General features: G+C 66.3%; 19 protein-coding genes and 6 pseudogenes. 14 read left to right on the forward strand and 11 right to left on the reverse strand.

Translation table 11 applies throughout. From position 1 onward, the window contains the following. Positions 1-120 precede the first annotated feature (120 nt). Positions 121-657 carry a hypothetical protein gene (locus tag MNOD_RS36335; protein ID WP_157091780.1) on the forward strand — a complete coding sequence of 179 codons (537 nt, stop codon included), beginning with the start codon at positions 121-123 and terminating at the stop codon, positions 655-657. Positions 658-1,227: 570 nt separating this feature from the next. Here the strand turns inward: MNOD_RS36335 and MNOD_RS36340 are convergent. From MNOD_RS36340 to MNOD_RS36350, 3 genes are all read right to left on the reverse strand, one after another. Then, positions 1,228-2,676: a sulfatase family protein gene (locus tag MNOD_RS36340; RefSeq protein ID WP_015933962.1), complete on the reverse strand. Its 1,449-nt coding sequence runs from the start codon at positions 2,674-2,676 to the stop codon at positions 1,228-1,230. A gap of 104 nt (positions 2,677-2,780) precedes the next feature. Next, positions 2,781-2,960, reverse strand: a complete 180-nt coding sequence (locus MNOD_RS36345; protein ID WP_015933963.1) for a hypothetical protein — start codon at positions 2,958-2,960, stop codon at positions 2,781-2,783. Positions 2,961-3,398: 438 nt separating this feature from the next. Continuing rightward, positions 3,399-4,706, reverse strand: coding sequence for an IS66-like element ISMno3 family transposase (locus tag MNOD_RS36350; RefSeq protein WP_015933964.1), 1,308 nt, complete (start codon positions 4,704-4,706; stop codon positions 3,399-3,401). Between the two features lie 222 nt (positions 4,707-4,928). Here MNOD_RS36350 and MNOD_RS36355 point away from each other — a divergent pair. Then, a pseudogene (locus MNOD_RS36355) lies at positions 4,929-5,558 on the forward strand (tyrosine-type recombinase/integrase). 394 nt (positions 5,559-5,952) lie between these two features. Beyond that, the gene (locus MNOD_RS36360) at positions 5,953-6,288 is read left to right on the forward strand and encodes a low affinity iron permease family protein (protein WP_015933965.1); all 336 of its coding nucleotides are present in this window, start codon (positions 5,953-5,955) and stop codon (positions 6,286-6,288) included. A 338-nt stretch (positions 6,289-6,626) separates the two neighbouring features. Here the strand turns inward: MNOD_RS36360 and MNOD_RS36365 are convergent, their stop codons facing one another. Further along, positions 6,627-7,031 (reverse strand): hypothetical protein, encoded by a 405-nt coding sequence (locus MNOD_RS36365; protein ID WP_015933967.1) that lies wholly within the window; start codon positions 7,029-7,031, stop codon positions 6,627-6,629. A 343-nt stretch (positions 7,032-7,374) separates the two neighbouring features. Here MNOD_RS36365 and MNOD_RS36370 point away from each other — a divergent pair, with 343 nt between their 5' ends. After that, complete coding sequence (locus tag MNOD_RS36370) at positions 7,375-7,815, forward strand: DUF3291 domain-containing protein (protein ID WP_015933968.1); 441 nt, start codon at positions 7,375-7,377, stop codon at positions 7,813-7,815. Positions 7,816-7,849: 34 nt separating this feature from the next. On the opposite strand, the pseudogene MNOD_RS44655 reads toward MNOD_RS36370, so the two are convergent. Both MNOD_RS44655 and MNOD_RS36375 read right to left on the reverse strand, forming a co-directional pair. After that, a pseudogene (locus MNOD_RS44655) lies at positions 7,850-8,041 on the reverse strand (helix-turn-helix domain-containing protein); the annotation flags it as partial. 446 nt (positions 8,042-8,487) lie between these two features. After that, a complete protein-coding gene (locus MNOD_RS36375) occupies positions 8,488-8,964 on the reverse strand; it encodes a VOC family protein (protein WP_015933969.1) in 477 nt (158 codons plus the stop codon). Between the two features lie 360 nt (positions 8,965-9,324). On the opposite strand from MNOD_RS36375, the pseudogene MNOD_RS36380 reads away from it, so the two are divergent. Beyond that, positions 9,325-9,681, forward strand: a pseudogene (locus MNOD_RS36380) (recombinase family protein); the annotation flags it as partial. Here the strand turns inward: MNOD_RS36380 and MNOD_RS50830 are convergent. The 3 genes and pseudogenes from MNOD_RS50830 to MNOD_RS36395 form a co-directional block, all read right to left on the reverse strand. Next, positions 9,642-9,976 (reverse strand): annotated as a pseudogene (locus MNOD_RS50830) (tyrosine-type recombinase/integrase); the annotation flags it as partial. The pseudogenes MNOD_RS36380 and MNOD_RS50830 sit on opposite strands and share 40 nt — an antisense overlap. 178 nt (positions 9,977-10,154) lie before the next feature. Further along, the gene (locus MNOD_RS44665) at positions 10,155-10,871 is read right to left on the reverse strand and encodes a hypothetical protein (RefSeq protein WP_015933970.1); all 717 of its coding nucleotides are present in this window, start codon (positions 10,869-10,871) and stop codon (positions 10,155-10,157) included. Positions 10,872-11,022: 151 nt separating this feature from the next. Continuing rightward, a pseudogene (locus MNOD_RS36395) lies at positions 11,023-11,226 on the reverse strand (IS6 family transposase); the annotation flags it as partial. 142 nt (positions 11,227-11,368) lie between these two features. On the opposite strand from MNOD_RS36395, the gene MNOD_RS36400 reads away from it, so the two are divergent. The 4 genes from MNOD_RS36400 (at position 11,369) to MNOD_RS36415 (ending at position 14,240) form a co-directional block, all read left to right on the forward strand. Further along, complete coding sequence (locus MNOD_RS36400) at positions 11,369-11,674, forward strand: type II toxin-antitoxin system RelE/ParE family toxin (RefSeq protein WP_015933972.1); 306 nt, start codon at positions 11,369-11,371, stop codon at positions 11,672-11,674. Further along, a complete protein-coding gene (locus tag MNOD_RS36405; RefSeq protein ID WP_015933973.1) occupies positions 11,667-11,960 on the forward strand; it encodes an addiction module antidote protein in 294 nt (97 codons plus the stop codon). Before MNOD_RS36400 ends, MNOD_RS36405 begins: the two co-directional genes overlap by 8 nt. A 283-nt stretch (positions 11,961-12,243) precedes the next feature. Further along, entirely contained in the window at positions 12,244-13,524 is a 1,281-nt protein-coding gene (locus MNOD_RS36410) for an IS66-like element ISMno2 family transposase (protein WP_012631399.1), read from the forward strand. 131 nt (positions 13,525-13,655) lie between these two features. Then, positions 13,656-14,240, forward strand: coding sequence for an NAD(P)H-binding protein (locus MNOD_RS36415; protein ID WP_015933974.1), 585 nt, complete (start codon positions 13,656-13,658; stop codon positions 14,238-14,240). A gap of 172 nt (positions 14,241-14,412) precedes the next feature. On the opposite strand, the pseudogene MNOD_RS36420 reads toward MNOD_RS36415, so the two are convergent. Further along, positions 14,413-15,165: pseudogene (locus MNOD_RS36420) on the reverse strand (IS6 family transposase). A gap of 339 nt (positions 15,166-15,504) precedes the next feature. Between MNOD_RS36420 and MNOD_RS36430 the strand changes: the two are divergent. Together MNOD_RS36430 and MNOD_RS42095 are read left to right on the forward strand one after the other, a co-directional pair. After that, complete coding sequence (locus MNOD_RS36430; RefSeq protein WP_425277527.1) at positions 15,505-17,598, forward strand: TonB-dependent siderophore receptor; 2,094 nt, start codon at positions 15,505-15,507, stop codon at positions 17,596-17,598. A gap of 252 nt (positions 17,599-17,850) precedes the next feature. Next, entirely contained in the window at positions 17,851-18,309 is a 459-nt protein-coding gene (locus MNOD_RS42095) for a type IV secretory system conjugative DNA transfer family protein (protein WP_050783584.1), read from the forward strand. A gap of 152 nt (positions 18,310-18,461) precedes the next feature. Here the strand turns inward: MNOD_RS42095 and MNOD_RS48495 are convergent, their stop codons facing one another. Next, positions 18,462-18,632 (reverse strand): hypothetical protein, encoded by a 171-nt coding sequence (locus MNOD_RS48495; RefSeq protein ID WP_198157693.1) that lies wholly within the window; start codon positions 18,630-18,632, stop codon positions 18,462-18,464. A gap of 793 nt (positions 18,633-19,425) precedes the next feature. On the opposite strand from MNOD_RS48495, the gene MNOD_RS47465 reads away from it, so the two are divergent. The 3 genes from MNOD_RS47465 to MNOD_RS47470 are packed head-to-tail and all read left to right on the forward strand — an operon-like array spanning position 19,426 to position 21,773. Next, on the forward strand, positions 19,426-19,842 hold the full coding sequence (locus MNOD_RS47465) for a hypothetical protein (protein ID WP_157091782.1): 417 nt from the start codon (positions 19,426-19,428) through the stop codon (positions 19,840-19,842). Between the two features lie 31 nt (positions 19,843-19,873). Next, positions 19,874-21,511 (forward strand): ISL3-like element ISMno5 family transposase, encoded by a 1,638-nt coding sequence (locus tag MNOD_RS36440; RefSeq protein ID WP_012631076.1) that lies wholly within the window; start codon positions 19,874-19,876, stop codon positions 21,509-21,511. Positions 21,512-21,521: 10 nt separating this feature from the next. Then, positions 21,522-21,773 (forward strand): hypothetical protein, encoded by a 252-nt coding sequence (locus MNOD_RS47470; RefSeq protein WP_157091783.1) that lies wholly within the window; start codon positions 21,522-21,524, stop codon positions 21,771-21,773. The last annotated feature ends 94 nt before the right edge of the window (positions 21,774-21,867 follow it).

The following is a 21,867-nucleotide window of genomic DNA, read 5'->3' on the forward strand; positions in this document are numbered from 1 at the left end:
CGCACACACTTGCGACGAACCGCGCGATTGATCGATGCGCCTATGTCGGTTATTGTGGCGGCCAAGATATCACAAAAGGATGTCGGCTTCGCTCCAGCCCAAAAATCAGAGGAGGCAACCATGAAATCACGATTGCTTGCTTCCGCACCGTCAGGCGTCGCCCTAGCCTTGTTTGCCGCCTGCCCCGTCTCAGCCCAAGAAGGATGCAAGATGAGTTGGGAAGCTTCAGCGGCCAACTCGACGTACACCAAACAACAAGTCTTGGATGTCGGGGACGTGCCCGGTCATCAGCTCCGTATCTACGAGCTGCACCGCACCTTTCCGAGCGACAAACCCAACTGCGAAGGTCTGAAGCGTGTCGAGCAGTGGTCTCGCGGACTTACCGACTACACCGACGGCAACGGATCGCTGTCAGGGTATACAGTCACCATCCTGGAGAATGGCGATAAGATATTTGGCAAGGTTTCCGGGACCAGCCAGACCACGACCAATAGCGATGGATCGAAAACGAGCACCTTTACGGGCGTCGTTACGTATACGGGCGGCACGGGCAAGTACCAGCGCGTCAGGGGTATCCAGCGGGACATCATCGCCTTCGACCTGGAAAAGAACTTCAATCAGCAGCGAGCCGAGGCCGAGTATTGGTTCGAGAAGTAGCGGCCAGCGGCAGCTGCGCTACCGCCTGGTCGGTGGTTCGCAAGCTCAGTTTGCCGCGATCTCCGGCCATACAGCGATCCAATAGACACGGCTTGCCTATCGCTGAGGCCTTGGGTGATCCCTCCCGCCGCCGTCAACATCGCGCCATCGGCCTCGGTCGGAGTTCGCCGATCATCTCCAACATACGGTGAAGACGCGGGCGTATCCGACGAGCATGTCAGGATAGTGCCACGCGAGCATATTCCTGACAGTAGTTTTCCTGACACGGTTTCCTGACATCCGCCACCGCGCCGCGCTCTCGCGTCAACTGCGTCAGCCGAGGCGGTTTCCGGCATGTCCAGAAAACGGTCGGATACTGTTGGCGAATTCGGGTGGCTCTTCGGCCGGGCGTCTGGCGCGGCCATTGCACAGGCGTGAGGCCGGTCCCGTCACGGGCTCCGCGGCGGGCCTGATCGGAATTCGCCAACAGTATCCGGTCGTTTTCCTGACAGTCAGAGGCTGTCTGCCGGTTGCCGCTCAATCTTCTGGAATGCGCCACGAGTGCTAGTGCCGGCACTGGCTCGTCGTTCGTCAGCGATGTGCCTCCCCGGCGGTCACCGGTCGCAGTGGGGCTGGTCCCTGCACGCCGAAATGATCGGCGAGCTGAGCCCCCGTGTAGCTCTCGGTGAAGCTGTCGGGCTTCTCCGGTAGCATCGTGGCGTTCCAGGCACGCCAGGACGCTTCCATCCGGGCGAAATCCTCCGGCCGGCGCGCCTTGAGGTTGGCCCGCTCCAGCGGATCAGCGACGACGTCGAACAGGAAGGTGTTGTCGCGGATCTTGAGGTACTTGAGGTCGCCCTCGCGCAGTGCCGCCTGGGCGTTGGCCCGGTAGCGCCAGTAGAAGCTGCGCGGGCGCTCGGCCGCCTCCCCGGTGAGGATCGGCAGGAGGTCAATGCCGTCCGGCGGGTAGACCGGGTCGGGGCTCGCGCCCGCGGCGGCGAGCAGGGTCGGCAGCCAGTCCATCGTGATCATCGGCTGGGCCGAAACGACGCCCGCCGGCAGCCGCCGCGGCCACGACACGATCGCCGGGATGCGCAGGCCGCCCTCCAGCAGCTCAGTCTTGCGCCCAGTGAAGGGCCACGTGTCGGAGAAGCGCTCGCCGCCGTTGTCGCTCGTGAACACCACGATGGTGTCCTGCGCAATCCCGTGCTGCTCCAGGGCATCGAGCACGCGACCGATCTGGGCATCCATCTCGGCGACGATGCGGTGATAAGTGGCCTGGGTGCCGCCGTCAAAGTGGCGCAGGTTGCTCCCGGCGATGCGCCGCGACTCGGCCTCATCCTCGGGCGTCTCCCACGGCCAGTGCGGCGCGTTGAAGTGCAGGCTCAGGAAGAACGGGCGCCCGGCGCGGACGGCCGTCCCGATGGTTTCCACGGCCCGGCGCCCGATGAGATGAGTGGCGTAGCCGACCTCCTCGACGCGCACGTCGCCGTCCCAGAGGTCTGGCTTGTCGTCCGTCCCACGGTGGCTGAAGTAGTCGATGGTGCCGCCGCGAAAGCCCCAGAAGGTGTCGTAGCCCCGCTGCAGCGGCCCGAACTTGGCCACGCTGCCGAGGTGCCACTTGCCGACAAGGGCCGTCCGGTAGCCGGCCCGGCGCAGCAGGCCCGGCAGGGTCGGGTGCTCGGCGGGCAGGCCGCCGGTGAAGCGGGTCGTGACCGGCTCCTCCAGGCCGACCGGCAGGCGGTACTGGTAGCGTCCAGTGATCAGCGCCGTGCGGGTCGCCGAGCACACCGCCGAGTTGGCGTAGCCTTGCGTGAACCGCACGCCCCGGGCGGCGATCCGGTCGATGTGCGGCGTCTTGAGGTCGGGACGCCCGTAGCAGCCGACATCGGCATAGCCGAGGTCGTCCGCCATGATGAACACGATGTTGGGCGGGCCGGCCGCCCACGCCTCGCTCGGTCCAGTCAGCGCTGACGCGGCCGCCCCCGCAGCCGCACTCCCGAGCACGTGTCTGCGCGTGACACCCCTACGCTCCATCATCGCACTCAGTCCGTCTTAATAAGAGAGCTTAATAAGAGAGAATAAGCGGGCGGTTCCGGTGTTCTAGGCTGACCCCGAGATCATGCCGCTCGATGCAGGCGACTCTAGCCGTGCCTCAGCACCGCGAGGACGGCGTGAATGATGGTCGCGCCGCCGATCGGTGCGATGAACACGAGCAGCGCGTTCACGGCGATGAGCCACAGGAACACCCGCTCCTGGCGCTGCGTGAGTCGGGGCTCGCGGGGGGGCTCCCAGGGTGGTTTCCATCCTCCCTCGACGTACATCGGCGTCCTCAACTCGGTCTCAATCCCCACGATCGAGCGGCCGGAGACAGTCATGCTAGCGCAGGGTGATGCGCCTCCGCCATGGGTCGAACACGGCCGAAACGTTCCGTCCGCTTCGGTAGGCGTCGTTGCCAGGGCTGCCCTTCCGCTCCCGGTCAAATTCGGACTTTAAGGCAAGCACGGCCCAACGTCACAGACGGGTCGAGGCTGTGTGAAAACGGCTGCCGCCCGGGAGCTTGTAGAACGATCTCCTCGGCATCAAATGATGGCGAAGGGCGAGATCACATATATTTCTACACGCCGGCCATCTTGGAGAAGATTTTACTATGCCATCCAGGCGATGCGCCGTTTTCACACGACCTCTTTGAATTGTGAGAAGGCGGGCTTGGGGCTGGTTCCAGAAGCCGCGCTTATGCGAACGGGAAACGATCAGCGTATTTACCCACGCCCGTGACAGCGGGGGTTAGGCGCCGAGAGTCTTGAGGATCGTGCCGAAAAGGTGCCAGCACCCGACAGACGGGCTGTGTCGACGACCGTGCGCACGTCGGCCTCGCCTTCGGCCGCCCACATCGCCCGATAGCCGTTCGTCACCTTCCGCTGCACCACCGCCGGGCGCAGGGCCCGCTTACAGCCGTTGTTTGTGACCGCGACCTGGCCGGGATGGGCGAGGAAGACCAGAAGCTGGTCGCGCGCACGGCCGATCTTGGCCTGCAAGGCTCGCGTCAGGTCGCAGCGGCTTGGGACGGCCAGGATCTCGGCCAGCCGCCGCTCCAGCGTCCGGCGCTTGGCCGCCAAGGTTGAAGCGGCGAGATCCGTGACGCGCTCCGCCAAGCTGAACACGGATCCCAGCCACAGCTGCAGGCGCAGCGGCACGGGATCCTCGCTGGCCTCGACCGCATAAGCGATGTCGCGCACCAGATGCGCCAGGCAGGTTGGGTGGCGCACGCCATGGCCTTGCTGCGCCGTGGAGCGGTCCGACAGCCACACCGCGGGCCGGTGCCCGTCCATCATCTCTCGGATGACGCAGGCCACCCGCGTCGGGGCGGCGTGATGGACCACCGCATCAGCCGAGTGGAAGCCCCAATGGTAGCTGTTCGTGCCCTCGATGCGCACGCCAGTCTCGTCTGAGGCGACGACCGCAGCCCGGCGCAGCGCCGACACGGCCGCCGCGCGGCCGGGCCGGAACCGCCCTTGCGCGCGGCGGAGCAGATTCATCAGGCCGCCCTGGCTGAGCGTCAGCCCGAACAGGTCCGCCAACAGGGCCTGTAGCCGCTCGTAGGACAGCGCCTGGAAGGTCTTCAGGTAGACAGCCACCGCGTGCAGGCGCGGGCCAAACGGGGTGCCGCGCGCGGCCTGCGGCACCGGAGCGAGGACCCGTGCACCACAGGCGAGACAGCGCACGGCCAGTTGCTGGTGTTGGGTGACGACTGGCGCGACCTCGGGCAGCTCGATCCGCTCGGACAAGCTGACGATCTCGGCCGGAAGGTCCGGAGCCAACACGCCTCCACCGCAGGAGCAGTGACCCGGGCGATGCGCGACCACCTCATCCGGGATCTGGCTGCTCACCCGACTGTGCCCCTCGTGACCCGGCTTGGCGCCGCCAGGTTTGGCCTGCTCGCGCCGCTCCTTGCGATCGGTCGAGGGCGGCGTGGAGGAGGTGCGCGAGGTCTTGTCTGGGCGCTGCAGCCGCAGCACCAGCTCGATCAGCTCCGCCTTGCTCAGGCGCTCAAGCTCGCGGCGGCCCATCCCACGAGGGAAGCAGCGAAATCCACCCCGCGCAAGCGGCGTGGGTAATTACCGATCAGCAGCTGTGATCAGGGGCGAAGGTCCGCTGTCCAGTGACGAGCGGCCATTCCGACGGCACCGGACGAAGGTCTGCAAGTGGCGCGTTGCCGATAGACCAGCGCCCCTACCCCTCCGAACAGCAGCGTGGCGCATCTGACGAGTTCCTCACCTCAGGAGTTCGTCATGACCAAAACCTCAACCGTCGAGACCAGCCCTCGCGTGCCTTGGAACCGTGGCCGTCTTGTCGGTCCCAAGCCGCCGCTCAAGCCCAAGAACATCTGGGCCCTGCGCACCCGCCTACAGCTTGCCAACCGCACGCGCGATCTCGCCCTCTTCCACCTCGCCGTGGACAGCAAGCTGCGCGGTTGCGATCTCGTGCAGTTGCGCGTGACTGATGTTCACCTCGGCGATGCGGTCCGACTGCGAACCACCGTCGCTCAGCAGAAGACCGGCCGGCCCGTGCCGTTCGAGATCACCGAGCCAACGCGCGAGGCCCTGACGACGTGGCTGGCCAATCGCAATCTGAGAGCAGGCCATTGGCTGTTTCCGAGCCGCAGCCGGCGAGGTGAGCACCTTACCACACGCTAGTACAGCCGACTGGTGGACCGCTGGGTGGCCCTGATAGGTCTTGATCCGTCGGCCTACGGCACGCACAGCTTGCGTCGGACGAAGGTGGCGCTGGTCTACAAGCGAAGGGGCAGCATCAGGGCCTGCCAGCTTCTGCTTGGGCATACGAAGCTGGAGAGCACGGTGCGGTATCTCGGCATAGAAGTGGATGATGCACTGATCCTGTCCGAGCAGACCGAGATCTGAGGCGACCGTCGCGGTGGGTAATGCCGCCGCGCTCCGAGAGCGTGGCGGTTAAACGGCTCTGAATGACCCCTCGCGGACGCGGACCCATGCGTCGCGCACCCAGCCGATGCCTCTCCCTGCCAGCGTAATGACCGCTAGCAATCCAGCGAGACGGAGGCGCAACCCCGGCACTCTGAACCCGTTAGCGATCTGCCAACGGTTGGCGTTAGGGTTGCAATCCTCCCGCGAGGAGCGCACAGGCGGTTTCGCCGGCCCACAGGCGCCGGCTCCATCCACGGACATCCCTCATGTCAAGCGACAGTCGACAGACCGTGCCGCCCCGGGCTCAGGCAAGAGGCTGATCGCTCAGCTCTCCTGCACTGGCCTGTTGGCGGCCGGTCGCACGGAGAGCTCCATGACCAAGTTCATCACCAACCGGTTCGAGGCGCTGGCTGCCTGGATCTCGGACAATCTCGGCAGCCCCTACGCCTTCATGATCGCCTCCGCGACCGTGATCGTGTGGGCCCTCTCCGGGCCGTACTTCGGCTTCTCGGATACCTGGCAGCTCGTGATCAACACCAGCACGACCATCATCACCTTCCTGATGGTGTTCCTGCTCCAGAACACGGGCAACCGCACCATCAACGAGATGGAGGAGCGCCTGCGCGAGATGGAGCAGGTGAACCGCGAGATCCTGCACGAGCTGCGCCGGCAGCAGGGCTTCAAGCCGGACATCCGCGAAGTGGCTTGAGCAGAGGGCCTGGGCTACCTGTCGCGTCTTGCGACGGACGAGCCTGCTCTCCCCAAAATGGCGGGTGCCGCCGTGCGGGAAACTGTGCTCCTCTGCTGAGGTCTTCTAACCTGAGATCGAACCTCCAGCCCGCCCGGTCTTGCCGCGGCGGGTTTCTCTTGCTCCACGTCCAGGCCCTCGCCGAACAGCATCGCTCGTCTCGCGTTTCAGCAACGCATCGAGATCGGGAGGGTAAGGTCACGCGCCGGAAGCTTCGCCACGTGGCATCTTCCATGCAGCGTACCGGATGGTCGCGAACTGGAAGAACAGGAACGCCAGCGTCGCCTGCTGGGCGATCCTCATCTCCTCCGGCTCGCCGTCGCCTTGTTGTAGATCAGCTCGCAGGACTGGCCTGTCTGGTCGAGGCGGGTCTCGGTCCACATGAGCTGTATCGTGATCAGGCCGGGGACGTGGGTGACCTCATAGCCGCCGATCTTGTGAACAGGCCCGGAGTCGGTGGACCAGGTCTTCTCCACGCCCTCCTCCTCCACCTGGACATCGCCGTGTCCGGCGGCATGGCCGCGGGTCTTCGTGCCCGGTCGCGAGAAGGTGAAGTTGAAGGTGAAGCGGCGAGGTGCGCGGATCGGGATCAGCTCGATCAGGCGGTGTGCATCGGAGATGGCAAAGGTCGGCTCATCCGCGACGAGCCGATCAAGGATCGCATTCGCTTCGAGACGCTCGGCAAGGGTCATCTGGGCGGTCACGGCGCACTCTCTCCATGAGCGACCGCGGCAAGGCTAATCCGATGAGGCGGCAGGCTCGACGGGGAAGAAGCCGCCTATGGTCATGACGGCGATGTGGTATCAGGGGGAAGTGAGGACGGCGGTGGGCTAGACCGCCGCCCTCGGTTTCACAGAGCCCTTACCAGATCAGCGGGAAGGCGGTGTGGAGATAGACCCTCCAGCCGCCTTCCTTCATGCAGGGCCCCGGTCTGGCAGATCCTTCGAGCGAGGTGGAGACCGCGGTGCGCTTCGCTGGTGAGCCGAAGGCGGGTGGATGCACGCGGAGGTCATTCCGAGACTCCGTGTGTGACGAGTGGGGCGTAGCATGTCCTTAATCAGCATCACCCGCCTACGGGTACGCTCGATCCGCTTCCTACCAGCGTTCGCCCTCCACGTGCTGCGCTCTCGCAATCAGGTCCGTCATGCGCCGGGCTTCCAGGGTGGCTCGCTATTGCTCGACTGGGGGTGGGCCTTCTGGACCATGACGGCCTGGGACACCGAGGAGAACATGCGCCGCTACATGACCACTGGCGCGCATCGCATCGTGATGCCTTACCTGCTCGACTGGTGCGATGAGGCGTCCGTTGTGCATTGGACACAACCGGAGACCACCCTGCCATCCTGGGCCGAGGCTGACCGGCGGATGCGTGAGAGCGGGCGACCGTCCAAGGTGCGTAACCCCAGTCCCCAACACGCGACGCTGACCTATCGAGGACCGCGCTTCACAAGGGGTGGACCTATCAGGCCAGCCGCCTGCTCGAACTGAGACGTCCCACCCCGCACGAAACTAATTTCGCACCTCAGGCGATTTCGCCCCCCAAGAGCCGGTAGACGCTCGCCCGCCCGATCTTCATGCGCTTCGCGATCGCGGCCGGACCCAGCCCCTCCGCCTTGAGCACCCGGACCTGCGCCGCGTCGATCGAGGGCGGCCGGCCCTTGTAGATCCCCTCGGCCTTGGCGATGGCCTCCAGCTGGCGCTCTCGGCGGAGGTTGTCCTACAGCGGTCCGGCCCTGATCGCCTGCCAGGCACAATCGTCTGGCTTGGAGGGGCAAGGGCAGGGAGGGGGCGCCTACGCGCGACCCGGAAGACCGGCTTTAGCTCGTAACCGGCCGTTCGCCCCCAGCTGCTAGTGGTCCAAATCTGACGCTTGGTACCCACTCAGGAGGGCCGCTCAGGGTGGAGAGTGGGCCTCAGTAACCTCACACCAAGCGGACGTTCGAGCCGCGAACGACGTCTCGCATCCGCGTCGTCGTTCAGAAGCTGCGCCTGCGACGCCTGCCATGTGGAGCCAACCGGACGTGGTCTGAGCCGACGGGCTGAGCGCTCTCACCCTCCGGCCGCGAGCGCGACCGCATCGGCGCCCGCGGAGAGGCGCATGGGCAGGTCAGACCGCGGAGAGTTGCACGAGGTCGGGCGAGGAGCGCAGCCGACGCATCGTCATCCGCGCCGGGCCGCCTCGATCGCCGCGACGTCGATCTTGCGCATGGTCATCATGGCCGTGAAGGCGCGTTTCGCCGCCTCGCCGCCGGCCGCCATCGCGGCGGTGAGCACGCGCGGCGTGATCTGCCACGAGATGCCCCAGCGATCCTTGCACCAGCCGCAGGCGCTTTCCTGTCCGCCGTTGCCGACGATCGCGTTCCACAGACGATCCGTCTCCGCTTGGTCGTCCGTGGCGATCTGGAACGAGAAGGCCTCGTTGTGCTGGAAGACGGGCCCGCCGTTCAGGCCGATGCACGGGATGCCAGCCACCGTGAACTCGACCGTCAGCACGTCGCCCGCCTTTCCCGACGGGTAGTCGGCCGGCGCCCGGTGGACGGCCCCCATCGCGCTCTCTGGGAAAGTCTCGACGTAGAAGCGGGCGGCAGCCTCGGCGTCTTTGTCGTACCAGAGGCAGATCGTGTTCTTGGCGACCATGGTGGCTCCTCCCTCGCGCTGCCGGCGACCGGGCATCGCCTTCGACCCGCATGGATGCTGTAACAGCATGAGATGAACGATAGACGAAGATGGCCCCGCCGCCGGCTTCTGCCGGGCGGACGAGGCCATCTCCACGTCGGCCTCTGTTGATCCGGGTCGTTGCCCGGCCGCCTCGGGTTCTGCCTCCCAGCCCCGAAGTCATGAAGGCAGCATGCAGGGCAATCTTGAACCGTCAGCTAAGAAGCGCGGTGAACGTCCAGGCCAGGAACCTTGACGAAGCCTTGCCGACCTCTCGGCCCTACTCTGAGGCCGCAGCCTTGCGCGGCCGGCCGCGGCCCTTCTTCAGCCCCGCAGGCCCACGTGCTGAACCTCGTCCATGATCTCGACCAGAAGGGCGCCTCGCTGCGCATCCTCGATCCGGAGCTGACGACGGGCGGCGAGGTCGGCCGGATCGTGGTGACCGTGCTGGGCATGGTGGCGGAGATGGAGCGCAAGTTCATCCTGGAGCGGCAGCGGGCTGGGATCGAGGCGGCGAAGGCGGCCGGCATCTATGCGGGGAAGGGAAGGGCGAAGACCGTGCCCGACGCGGAGATCCGCCGGCGCCATGCGGCCGGGACGGGCCCGACGGCCATTGCTCGCCAGCGCGGGATCTCGCGCACGAGCGTCTACCGCGCGCTCCGAATGGCGGTGGCCGCGCCGACCCGCGCGAAGGTGTAGACCATCAGGCCGATCAGGGCGCGGTCCCGCAGGCCGATCGGCGTGCTGGTGTCGATGGCATCTAGGATCGCGCGCGCCTCCTCCGGCGTGAGGACCGGGGTTTTGCCCCGCTTCACGACGTGCTTCGGCCCCGGACGGCGGTGGCCGGGTTGAACGGCAACACCCCGCCGGTCGCCAGCAAGTCGAACACCATGGGGATTGCCGCGAGGCGCTGTTTGACCGTGGGCGCGCTGTGGCTGCGCCCCAGCTCCTCCACGTAGGCGGCAACATGGATCGAGCTGACGGCGGTGATCGACGGCAGGCTGTGGTGCCCAACCGAGTGCAGAACTCGCCCACCGCCTTGGCGTAGGCGCCACGAGTGTTGGGGTTGCGGATCTGCGCCGTAAAGAACTCAGGGAAGCGGTAGGCGGCGCGATCGCCCGCCGCTGTGACCAGGACAGGGGCGGGGAGGGCGTGCAGGGTGGCGAGCTGGTTCATGCTGCGCCCTCCCCAGTTATGATGCGCTGACAAACGCGCTCAGCCGCAGCAACCGCCTGCTCCATCTGCTCAGCTAACTGGTCAGGCGCGTTAGGATCGCCTGCCCCCATCCAAATGTCGGCTTCGCACCTATCCCGTAGCGCTTGGTTGCGCTGCCGACCCTCACCGGACCCATCGACCAACCGCATGAGTGTGCCAGCTGATACCTGCACGCGGACCAGAATTTCATGCACCGCTTGAAATGCCGCATCAATCTCGGCACCAAGCATCGCCTTGCTCCGATATCGGCGGCTCATCATTCCTGAAAGGAATTCGCTGTTTCTCCTGATGCTCGCAAGCGGTACGAAGTATGTATTTCTGTTCTGTGCTTGCCATTCCGTCTCGCCTGGCTCCGGCGTCCGCTCCTCCCATTCATTACTAAGAGCGCCCGAATTTCTGATCTCCTGAAGCACGGCGGTCATTTGGTAAAAATCAGAAAGGACCGTCTCAGCCAGTTCGACACCGCGCTTATGATCGTTTAGATCTCGGTCGTATCTGAATTTACGCTCAGCAAGATCCTTATCAAACTCGGACTTACGCTCTGCCAAGGTCCGGTCCGCTGTCAGCCTCTCCCTATGAGTGGCAAGCGTGGTTGCCCGGTTCACCACAAAGCCAACCGTCGAAACAATGCCTGAAACGGCTGCTGCCACTACTGCCGGACCGATCCAATCCATAGCTCCTCCATATAGATGATAGTTAGAAGAACGCTACTAAAACATAGCATACAGCAATTTATATGAACTTTTGATAGCGGGAATCGATACAAAAGCTATACCTACACCATACAGCACGAATGCCGGCCGCAGGAACGGCGAGCCTTGCACGATAGGCGAGCACCCAGCGGTTGATGGTGGAGTGGTCGACAGTCAGGTCGCGCTCCAGCAGCATCTCCTCGATGTCGCGGTCGCTGAGGGCGTCGCGCAGGGACCAGGAGACGGCCTGCACGATCAGCGTCGCCTCGAAGTGCCGGCCCTTGAAGTCGCCGCGGGCCTGGCGCTTCAGCGTGAGGGCGAGGGCGGTGAGGATCATGGGCCGCCTCCGGGATGGAAGCGGCAAGCTGGGCGGGTATGCCGGGGTCAGTTCCGACTGAGGGCGAAATGACACCCGAGCGCATATGCGTCAATGCAGGGAAGGGGTTGCGCGACTGTAGTTCTTAGACTACAATAACCTCGTGATTGAGTTAAAGCAGACGGCCACCTTCGCCAAATGGGAATCCCGCCTCCGGGACAAGCGAGCCAGAACCATTATCGCGGCGCGATTGATGCGGCTGGCCGAAGGCTTGCCGGGCGACGTGGAGCCGGTAGGCGAAGGCGTTAGCGAACTGCGGATTCACTACGGCCCCGGATATCGCGTCTACTTCCAGCAGCGCGGAAATCTCCTGATCGTGTTGCTATGCGGCGGGGACAAGGGATCGCAAGCCCGCGACATTGCCGCCGCCAAGAAACTCGCCAAAGAATGGAGTTCACAAGATGCCTGAAAAACTGACCACTTACGACCCTGCCGCCGCACTGGTGGACGATGAGGAGATCGCCGCTTTCATGGCCGATGCCTTTGAAACTGGCGATGCGGCCTATGTCGCCAAGGCGCTTGGCGTCGTCGCCCGCGCCAAAGGCATGACCGAAATATCCCGCAAAACCGGGCTATCCCGTGAACAGCTTTACCGTTCGTTCAGCGAGCACGGAAACCCGACCCTCAAGACCACGCTTGCGGTGATGCGCGCCCTGGGCGTTGACATAACGGCCAAAGCCCGTGCAGCACAGTGACCTTGCCTCTGGCTCCTGATCATCGTCCCATTTGAACTGAAGGCTATTTGAGAAAAAAATCGATCCTTACAGATCAAGGCTTTACGCGTATGAACCCTACGAGGGTTCAATTGGGACAGTGAGAATAGCCTTCGGGTGTCATTTCGCCCTCAGCCGGAACCGACCCCAAAGTCGTAATTACCCACGGGGTGCGCGCGAGCGCGGCGTGACCCACAAGCGAGGCCGCTAGAGGGAGTTCGCCGCGCCTCTTGCCGGGAGGCGATTTGGCTGATTCCCTCGTGGGATGGGCCGCAGCGAGCTGGAACGCCTGAGCAAGCAGGAGCTGATCGAGCTGGTGCTGCGGCTGCAGCGCCCCGAGAAGACCTCGCGCACCTCGTCCAAGCCGCCCTCGACCGACCGCAAGGAGCGGCGCGAGCAGGCCAAGCCCGGCGGCGCCAAGCCGGGTCACGAGGGACATAGCCGAACGCTCAGCCCCGATCCCGACGAGATCGTCGCTCACCGCCCGGGTCACTGCCCCTGCTGCGGAGGTGTTCTGGCTCCGGATCTGCCGGCCGAGATCGTCAGCGTGTGCGAGCAGATCGACTTGCCCGCGGTGGCACCGATGGTCACCCAGCATCAACGGCTCGCCGTCCGCTGCCCGGCTTGTGGCACGCGCGTCGTCGCTCCAGTGCCGCAGGCCGCACGCGGCACGCCGTTCGGCCCGCGCCTGCACGCGGTGGCGGTGTATCTGAAGACCTTCCAGGCTCTGTCCTACGAGCGGCTGCAGGCCGCGTTGTCGGACCTGTTCGGGCTCACCTTGAGCCAGGGCGGGCTGATGAACCTGCTGCGTCGGGCCCAGAGGCAGTTCCGTGCCGATCGCGAAGCTGCGGTCTCGGCGCTGCGCCGGGCCGCGGTAGTCGCCTCGGATGAGACCGGCGTGCGCATCGAGGGCAGCAACTCGTATCATTGGGTGTTCCGCTCGGACGCAGCGGTCGTTCATCACGCGGCCTCGACGCGGGCCGCCGCGGTGGTGCACGCGATGATGGACGGACACCGGCCGTCCGTGTGGCTGTCGGACCGCTACACCGCCCAGCAGGGCCACGGTGAGCATCACCAGACCTGCCTGGCGCATTTGGCCCGTGACGTCGCCTACGCGGTCGAGGTCAGCGACGACCCCGTGCCGCTGCGCCTACAACTCTGGCTGGGAAGCGTGTTCAGCCTGGCCGAGCGCGTCACCGACCTGGCCGCCTCGACGCTCTCGGCCAAGCGCCGGGCCCTGGATCGGCAGCTGTCCGCCATCCTCGCTGCACCAAGCCGCTGCGATCTGACCCGCGCTCTGCAAGCCAAGATCGGCCGAGCCCGCGACCAGCTCCTGGTCTTCCTCGACCATCCCGGCCGCGTGGCGGTCACCAACAACGCTTGCGAGCGCGCGCTGCGCCCGGCAGTGGTGCAGCGGAAGGTGACGAACGGCTATCGGGCCATGTGGGCGGCCGCGGGTGAGGCGGACGTGCGCACCGTCGTCGACACGGCCCGCCTCTCGGGGGCCGGCACCTTCGCCACTATCCTCAACATCATCCGCGCCTGATCCTACCGCCACGGGCGTGGGTAATTACCCAAAGTCGGCGTGTCGATCGGGCGTTTCTTGAAGCGCCTGATCGACACTAGAACAGCGCATGATCGCCCGTCGCCGGTGATCGCAACGGTGACGGGTACCCGATGCGGATCCTCGTTCTCGGTGGATACGGCCTCATCGGCACGGCCGTCATCCTGCGGCTGCTCAGCGCCGGGCATTCCGTGATCGCGCTCGGCCGGTCCGCCGTGGCGGCTCGCCGCCGCTTTCCGGAAGTCTCCTGGATCGAGACGGACATCGCCGGCCTGAGCGGGGCGGAGAGCTGGCGACCGCTCATCGCCGACTGTGATGCCGTCGTGAACTGCGCGGGCGCGCTTCAGGACGGAGCCCGCGACGACCTGCACGCGGTGCAGTCGACCGCAATGCAGGCGCTCTTCCTGGCCTGTGAAGCCGCCGGGATCCGCAGGGTCGTGCAGATCTCCGCCGTCGGCGCATCGCCGAGCGCGACAACTGCGTTCATGCGCACCCAGGCGGAGGCAGATGGCACTCTCTCCCGGCTCGATCTCGATTGGACGATCCTGCGGCCTGGGCTCGTCCTCGCCCCGGCCGCTTACGGCGGGACGGCGCTGTTGCGGGCGCTCGCCTCCATCCCGGTCGTGCTCCACCGCATGTGGTGCGATGGGAGTGCGTTCCGCTTCGGTCAGGAGCCGGCCGTGACGGCGGCCGCTTGAGAGAGACACCCTGGCAGGAGCCGGCGAGCCTGCCTCTGCCGGAGTGAGCCGGATCGTTCCCGCGGGGACGAGGGGCGAGGTGATCGCGATGAGAGTCCAGAACCGGTCGGCGCAAGCAGGGCTTGTCGCAAACTCGGGTGCGAGCCGCAGAAGGGGCTCGGCTACCCCGCTTTCACGCTTTGTTCGCGACGGGAAGTCCGAAGCAATGCGCAAGCAGCTGGTTCTGCTCGCGCACGGTCCACGCGCCTGAAAACCCGAAGCCCGTGCGCAGCCACAGCATCGCCGCTAAGCCCTGGATCGTGCGCCGGGCCGTGGTGAAGGAGCGGAACCCGCCTACCCGCGGCATCGGCCGCTTCACCCGGAAGTGATCGCTCTCAATCCCCTGCTGCAGGGGCTTGGTGACGTGGTGGGTGGGCGTGCGAGGCAGCAGGCCCTCCTTGCGGCTCTCGGCGATCGCCGGCGGGTAAGGACCGGCCCCATCGGTGCCGATCCGGTCCGGAGCGAGCAACGGCTGATCCTGCAGCATCGTGCGGAAGAAGCGCTTGGCCGCATCGAGATCGCGCTGGGCCATGAGCAGGAAGTCGACCGGCTCGCCGGGCTTGTCGATGGCCCGGTCCAGGGAGCGCCACTGGCCGCGGATCTTGATGTCCGTTTCGTCGACGCGCACGGATCCGCAATGCGGCTTGCGGAACATGCTCAGCCGACGCTCGATGGCAGGCGCGTCGGCAAGCACCCCGCGGTTGAGGGTGGAGTGGTCCACCTCCAAGCCACGCTCCAGCAGCATATCCTCGATCTCGCGGTCGCTGAGGGCGTAGCGCAGGGACTAGGAGACGGCCTGCACGATGAGGGTGGCCTCGAAGTGCCGGCCCCTGAAGTCACCGCGGGCCTGTCGCTTCAGCTTGAGGGCGAGGGCGTTGAGGATCATGGGCCGGCTCCGGGGTGGAGGCGGCAAGCCGGGCGGGTATGCCTAACGGCTGGTGAACGTCATCGCGTTTGCGACAGGCCCACCGCAAGCCTCGCCTGAGGCGAAGTGATGTTGCCCGGCACACGACCTCGATGAGACATAAGTTGTATTTATAACTATTAAAATTAAGATGCATTTTCCTAATGATAGAATCACGGTTAGACGGCGTAAGTGGATTGACGTTCAGAGCTCCGTGCCGTAGGGCGAAGCCAACGTGGCCATTGCCGAAAATTTGTGAACACGACTGTGAAGACCGTCAATATTAGCATTGTCGTTACGGCAGCCTGGTCGATAGCATCAGTGGCCTCGTGGGCGGTTCTGGGACCGCAGGCAGTGGCTGCGCAGGCCGCAGCTGACGCCTCCCCGGAGATTCAGCTTGAGGAGATCTCTGTCGCTGGGAGCGGCGGCGTGCCCCTGAAGACCGAGGGCTATCTGGCACGCAACAGCGTGAGCGCGACCCGCACCGACACGCCGCTGCGCGAGGTGCCGCAGGCCGTCGTGCCGGTGCCGCGGCAGGTTCTGGAGGATGCGGCGGCGACGCGGATCGACACGGCCCTCGACCTCGCCGGTGTCGGCCGCTCGAACAACTTCGCGGGCCTCGGCCTCACCGAGTTCACCATCCGGGGCTTCGCCACCGGCGAGTATTACCGCAACGGCTTCCCGATCAATCGCGGCTACCCCAACTCGCCCGACATCGTGTCCATCGAGCGGATCGAGGTGCTGAAGGGGCCCTCAGCCTTCCTATACGGACGAGGCGATCCGGGCGGCACCTTCAACATCGTCACCAGGCAGCCGACCGCCGAGCGCTCCTTCGCCCTCGGCACGCAGTACGGCAGCGACAACGCCAAGCGCAGCACCTTCGACGCCACCGGCGCCCTCGACGAGGGCGGCACGGTGCTCGCCCGCCTCACCGGCGCGGTGGAGGACAACGGCAGCTTCCGCGACTTCGTCCACAGCGACCGCTACTACCTCGCCCCCGTCATCGCCTGGAAGCCGAGTGCCGACACCACGATGACGCTGGAAGGCGAGTTCATCAGCGCCGGGCAGATCTTCGACCGTGGCATCGTGCCGTTCCGCGGCGACCTGCGGGCGGTGCCGCGCACCCGCTACATCGGCGAGCCGGGCCTGCCGCCGTTCCGCAACGACAACGCGCTGGGCCAGCTGCGCGTCGAGCACCGGTTCAACTCGGACTGGGTGCTGAGCGCGGGCACGCAGGTGCTGGCCGGCAACATCGCCGGTGAGGCCGTCCAGACCGTTGGGTTCCTCGGCGACGGCCGCCTGCTCCGGCGCACCCTCGACCGGCGCGAGCTGACCTGGTCCGACCTCGACCTGCAGATCAACCTCGCGGGCAAGTTCGAGACCGGCTTCCTGCGCCACACTCTCCTCGTCGGCCTCGAGCACGACCGCCTCCGCTATCGCGAGGACATCACGCGCTCGAACTTCAACACCAATCCCTTCGTCCTTGACCTGTTCGCGCCCCGCTACGGCCAGGCTTTGCCCGCCCTCACGGTGCCGAGCAGCAACCTCCTGCAGAACACGACGAGCTACGCCGGCTACGTCCAGGACCAGATCGACCTCACGCCCAAGCTCCACGCCCTGCTGGGGGTGCGCGTCGAGGACATCGCCCTCGACACGACCAACTACATCAACGGCGTGAGCACGAAGCTGCAGGGCACGGCGGCGACGCCGCGCTTCGGCCTGGTCTACGACCTGTCCGACATCGCCTCGGTCTATGGCAGCTACGCCCAGTCGTTCCGGCCGAATACCGGCGCCGACCGGTCCGGCCGGCCCTTCCCGTTCCAGCAGGCCGAGAGCTACGAGACCGGCGTCAAGCTCAGCCTGCTCGACGGGCGGCTCGACGCGACCGCGGCCTTCTTCGACATCCGGCGCACCAACCAGCTCGTCACCGATCCGGTCGACCAGAACTTCAGCGTCGCGACCGGCGCGGCGCGCAGCCGCGGCTTCGACCTCACGGTCGCCGGCTTCTTGGCCCCGGGCTGGCGGGTGATCGGCACCTACGCCTTCGTCGATGCCGCGATCACCCGCGACTCGACGCTCCCGGTCGGCACCCGCCTCGCCAACATCCCGCAGAACAGCTTCGCGCTGCAGAGCGTCTACGAGTTCCAGAGCGGACCCCTGCGCGGCCTCGGCCTCGGTGGCGGCGTCACCTACGTCGACTCCCGTGTCGCTGGGACGGCCCTGTCGACCTTCACGATGCCGGCCTATACCCTCGCCAACCTCATCTCCTACTACTGGATCACGCCGGAGGTGCGGGTGTACCTGAACGTCGACAACCTGTTCGACGAGCGCTACTTCGACCGCTCGTTCCAGAACCGCTACGCGACGCCAGGCCAGCCGCGCACGATCATGGGCGGGGTCGCCGCCCGGTTCTGACAGGGGCCGGCGGGCCGGATCTCCAATCGGAGGGAACACTCCGGCCTGTGGCGCGATCGGCATTCCGATAGGTCGAGCTTAACTCTGGAACCAGCTAAGCTCCCCGGGGAGCAGGGATGCCGATCCGGCCGGAGCACCGCTTCTTCTACCCCATCGACTGGCCCCAGCTCTCCAACGCAATCCGCTTCCGCCGGGCGCGGGGCCGGTGCGAGGCGTGCGCTCGCCCGCACCTTTAGCGGGTATTCCACCTCGGTGACGGTCGCTGGTGGGGGCGGCAAGGACGCCCTGTCGTCCTGGCTGGAGTCGACCTCCTGGCAGAGCTTCAGCGCGATCTCGGACCTCGACACGGCCAAATGGCTGTCCGAGCGCTGCGGCTCGTTCACCCAGAACGTGGTGTCCTACAGCCAGCAGGCGCGCGCGGGCGGGGGCAAGGGCGGCGGCTCGGTCAGCCTGTCGGCCTCGACCAATCTGCAGAAGCGGCCGCTGATCTTTCCCGACGAGATCATGTCGGCGATGCGGCGCGACGAGCAGCTGCTGTTCGTGGCCGGGATCGCGCCGATCCGCTGCGGCCGGCCGATCTATTTCCGGCGTCCGGAGATGGTGAGGCTGTGCGCGCAGAACCGCTTCGCGGCGCGCGCCTCGGGGGTGGATGCAGGGCCGGCCACGGCCGGGGCAAGCGGGGCGAATGCCGCGACCGGCAGCCCGGCCTGAAGCCCCGGAACGCCGCCCCGGGCGGCAACGCCCGCGCGGGGGATCGGGGTGGCATGCCGCCCCGATCCCCCCTCTCAACCTTGTCGCGTTTCGCGTCGTATCGCCCCCACCTTCCCGGGAGGATCAGGCCGCCCGTGGGCGGCCTTCTCCGGTCAGCAGGCTGACCGGAGGTCCGCGAGCTGCGCGCGCGCCGTGCGAAGGTCGCGCTCGATCTGACGGCGCTCGGCGGGGCAGAGGACGGAGGCCAGCTCGGCCCGGAGTTCCTCAACGTGAGCCTGGAGGGCGAGACGGGCGGCGGCGGGAGCGGAGGCGAGGCGCGGCATCGGGTGGGGTCCCTGGTGCGCTCGGGACCGTCCCGGGCGCGATGGCGACCTCAGAACGGGCCTCGGCGCCGCCTGCACCCCGAAGGGGCCGCAGCGCAGCGGAGGAGCCGCCCTGCGGCTTGCGGGCGGCGCCGAGGCCGGTTTCCTGTCGCTGATCGTGCCCGGGACGGTCCGACGGCGCCGGAGAGGGCACGGGCCGCGCATGGCCGGCGGTGCCAAAGGGGGCGCGGGCGGCACCTGGCGCGGAGGTGGCCGGAAGGGGCGTGCGGGCCGGACCGCTCCCGCCACGGTCCCGGACGATGCACGGGCTCGGCGGGGGACGGAACACGCGGTCGCGCGTTGCGCGAGGGATCGTAACCCCGCCGGAGGCCGAAACCCGTTTACGGGGTTCGGGGAGCCGCCGCAGGCGGCGAGTAGAGCCCGGTCCCGCAGGGACGCGCCCAGCTCCTGCCCGGCTCGATGTGCGCTCGGAGGTTTCGCGGCCGAACCCCGCCTTGCTCTCGGACACGCAGACGTAGAGGTAGGAAACGACATCACCGGAATTGGTTGCATGTTGATCAGCCATCGCCCTTGTCGTTTCTGGATCATTATGCTGAGCTTGGCCCTGAAGCGGGGACGATCTCGAATGTAGCCGGCCGGAACCGCCCGTCTTTCCCAACGCTGGTTGCGCCTACCTGTTCGATCGCGATGGGCAACGATGGGAGGTGAGCTTCGGCCGCCAATTCCTGCCTCGCTATCGCGAGTTCCGCGAGCGCCCCACGGTTCTCCTCGACAGTTTCCGAGAGCCGAGCAGATGATGAAACACAATCTATCCATCAGCCTCTTCGCTGCGGCTGCACTCGTCGCTACCTTATCCTTTGCGCACGCCCTGGATAATGGCTTCGATCATGTGCGCGCCGGACCCCTTCGCTACAAGATTCCGAAGAGTTTCAAGGCAGATAACACGTCTGGAACTGAACTATTTCTTATAATTAGCCTTCCAGATTGGGGCCCGCCGGAAAAGCATCGGCCCGGCTGGGAGTTCGCCGCGCACATTCTCGTCACCTCTCGACCTGCTCCGATTGGGGTTATTTATGACTATCAGTGGGATGGAACACCGGTAGGAAGTCAAACAACTTGGACGAAAATCAAACGTATCTACCGGATTGAGCCGGGCCTCACGGTCCAAGAAATGGGTTCTTCCGCACTTTGCGTGGAACGGTCGCGGTGACGCGGGAAGCGCAGGCTGATTCACGAGGCGGATGATCCTGTCCTCATCCCTGCCGGGCTGCACGATCGAGCGGGTCTTTCGCCACACCGATCACCTTGTCGTCATCGCCCATGGCCGCCGTTGTCATGGTCGATGTCCGACCTGTGGCACGCCCAGTTCCGCCGTTCACAGCCGCTATGATCGCCGTCCGGCCGATCTGCCGAGCATGGGCCAGCCTGTGACGCTGCGCCTGCGTATCCGACGCTTCTACTGCCATCATCCCGCTTGCCGCCGCCGCACGTTCGCCGAGCCTCTTCCGCGGCTGATACCGCCGCGAGCGCGCCGGACCCGCCGCCTCGCTCAGGCCCAGACCCGGATCGGGCTTGCAGTCGGCGGCGAGGCCGGCGCGCGCCTGACCGGCCACCTGGGGATGCAAACCAGCCCCGACACGATCCTGCGCCTCGTGCACCGCCTCCCGTTGCCGAGAGCGAACGCGCCGCGCGCCGTGGGCATCGACGACTGGGCCATCCGCAAAGGTCGGAGCTACGGCACGCTTCTCGTCGACCTCGAACGGCGATGCCCGATCGACCTGCTGCCCGACCGCTCAGGGGCGACCGTTGCCGCATGGCTGCGTCGCCATCCCAGCATCCAGATCGTCGCCCGCGACCGCTCGACCGAGTACGCCCGAGCGGCCACCGCGGGCGCGCCGGCCGCCCTCCAGGTCGCCGACCGATGGCACCTGCTCCTCAACCTGCGCCAGGTTCTCGAACGCTGGCTTGGCCGCGTCCATGGCCGGCTGCGACAGCTCCCTCCTCTTGCGAGTGGTGACGGACGACAGCCAGGGGAGCGCCCGCGCGCCTATCGCCGCAGCGCAGCCGAGATTGCCGTCAGCCTCGACAGCCGCGCCCGCCGGCTGGCGGCCTATGAGGACGTGCGCCGACGCCATCTCGCTGGCGAGACCCTCCTGGCGATCGGCCGCGCCACGGGTCTGGCGCGAGCGACCGTGCGCAAGTACGCCCAGGCCGAGAGCTTCCCGGAGCGCGCGATCCGCAGACCCAATCCCTCTCGCCTCGATCCCTACCTCGCCCATCTGGAGCAGCGCATGGCCGAGGGCTGCGAGAACGCTATGGCGCTCTGGCGCGAGATCCGCCGCCAGGGCTTCGCGGGAACCCATCGGCAGGTGCACCGCTTCGTCGCCGAGCGGCGCACGGCTCGCAAATGGCTGTCGCAGCCCGCCTCGACGAGCACTGAGGCGATCAGACCCTCACCCATCGCCTCACCCAAGCAACTGGCCTGGATCCTGGTGCAGCCCCTCGCGACACTGCAGCCCCGCGCCGCGGCTGACCTCGCCCGCATCCGGCAGGATCCTGAAGCCGCACGGATCGCCGATCTGGCGCGGCGGTTCACGATGCTCGTGCGTGCCTGTGGCCTGGGCGGCGACCGGCCGGCGGACCCTGCCAGCGAGCTCGACAGATGGCTGCTCGAAACCCGGAACTGCGGTGTCGCTGCGCTGGAGACCTTCGCGGCCGGTTTGGCGCAGGATGGGGCGGCCGTTCGGGCGGCGCTGACGACGTCCTGGAGCAATGCTCAGGCGGAAGGGCAGATCAGTCGGCTGAAGATGCTCAAGCGCACCATGTACGGTCGCGCCAGCTTCGCACTCCTCCGTAGCCGCATCCTCATCGCTGCCTGATCCACGCAAAGTGCGGAAGAACCAAGAAATGGGGTCTGGTTTTGACATCGTGGTCCCCGATCAAGATCGCAAGTCGATGCCGATTGGCGTTCTCGAATGCAGCCGGCCAGAACCGCCCGTCTTTCCCAACGCTGGTTGTGCCTACCGGTTCGATCGCGATGGGCAACGCTGGCAAGTCAGCTTCGGCCGCCAATTCCTGCCTCGCTATCGCGAGTTCCGCGAGCGCGCAACAGCCCTTCTTGATAGCTTCCGCGAGCAATAGGTCTCTCAGCGACTTCTCTGACCCAAACTCAAATCGATGAACTGTCTGCCATCGCCAGCAGCGGCCAAAGCGGGGCGAGGGTGGCCTATTACAC

This window comes from Methylobacterium nodulans ORS 2060, assembly GCF_000022085.1.
Taxonomy (GTDB): domain Bacteria; phylum Pseudomonadota; class Alphaproteobacteria; order Rhizobiales; family Beijerinckiaceae; genus Methylobacterium; species Methylobacterium nodulans.

What these genes read in the sequence shown, in the direction of transcription:
- MNOD_RS36335 (WP_157091780.1), top strand. Translation starts at nt 121, where the DNA reads ATGAAATCACGATTGCTTGCTTCCGCACCGTCAGGCGTCGCCCTAGCC.
- MNOD_RS36340 (WP_015933962.1), bottom strand. Translation starts at nt 2,676, where the DNA reads ATGATGGAGCGTAGGGGTGTCACGCGCAGACACGTGCTCGGGAGTGCG.
- MNOD_RS36345 (WP_015933963.1), bottom strand. Translation starts at nt 2,960, where the DNA reads ATGTACGTCGAGGGAGGATGGAAACCACCCTGGGAGCCCCCCCGCGAG.
- MNOD_RS36350 (WP_015933964.1), bottom strand. Translation starts at nt 4,706, where the DNA reads ATGGGCCGCCGCGAGCTTGAGCGCCTGAGCAAGGCGGAGCTGATCGAG.
- MNOD_RS36360 (WP_015933965.1), top strand. Translation starts at nt 5,953, where the DNA reads ATGACCAAGTTCATCACCAACCGGTTCGAGGCGCTGGCTGCCTGGATC.
- MNOD_RS36370 (WP_015933968.1), top strand. Translation starts at nt 7,375, where the DNA reads ATGTCCTTAATCAGCATCACCCGCCTACGGGTACGCTCGATCCGCTTC.
- MNOD_RS36375 (WP_015933969.1), bottom strand. Translation starts at nt 8,964, where the DNA reads ATGGTCGCCAAGAACACGATCTGCCTCTGGTACGACAAAGACGCCGAG.
- MNOD_RS44665 (WP_015933970.1), bottom strand. Translation starts at nt 10,871, where the DNA reads ATGGATTGGATCGGTCCGGCAGTAGTGGCAGCAGCCGTTTCAGGCATT.
- MNOD_RS36405 (WP_015933973.1), top strand. Translation starts at nt 11,667, where the DNA reads ATGCCTGAAAAACTGACCACTTACGACCCTGCCGCCGCACTGGTGGAC.
- MNOD_RS36410 (WP_012631399.1), top strand. Translation starts at nt 12,244, where the DNA reads ATGGGCCGCAGCGAGCTGGAACGCCTGAGCAAGCAGGAGCTGATCGAG.
- MNOD_RS36415 (WP_015933974.1), top strand. Translation starts at nt 13,656, where the DNA reads ATGCGGATCCTCGTTCTCGGTGGATACGGCCTCATCGGCACGGCCGTC.
- MNOD_RS48495 (WP_198157693.1), bottom strand. Translation starts at nt 18,632, where the DNA reads ATGCCGCGCCTCGCCTCCGCTCCCGCCGCCGCCCGTCTCGCCCTCCAG.
- MNOD_RS47465 (WP_157091782.1), top strand. Translation starts at nt 19,426, where the DNA reads ATGATGAAACACAATCTATCCATCAGCCTCTTCGCTGCGGCTGCACTC.
- MNOD_RS36440 (WP_012631076.1), top strand. Translation starts at nt 19,874, where the DNA reads ATGATCCTGTCCTCATCCCTGCCGGGCTGCACGATCGAGCGGGTCTTT.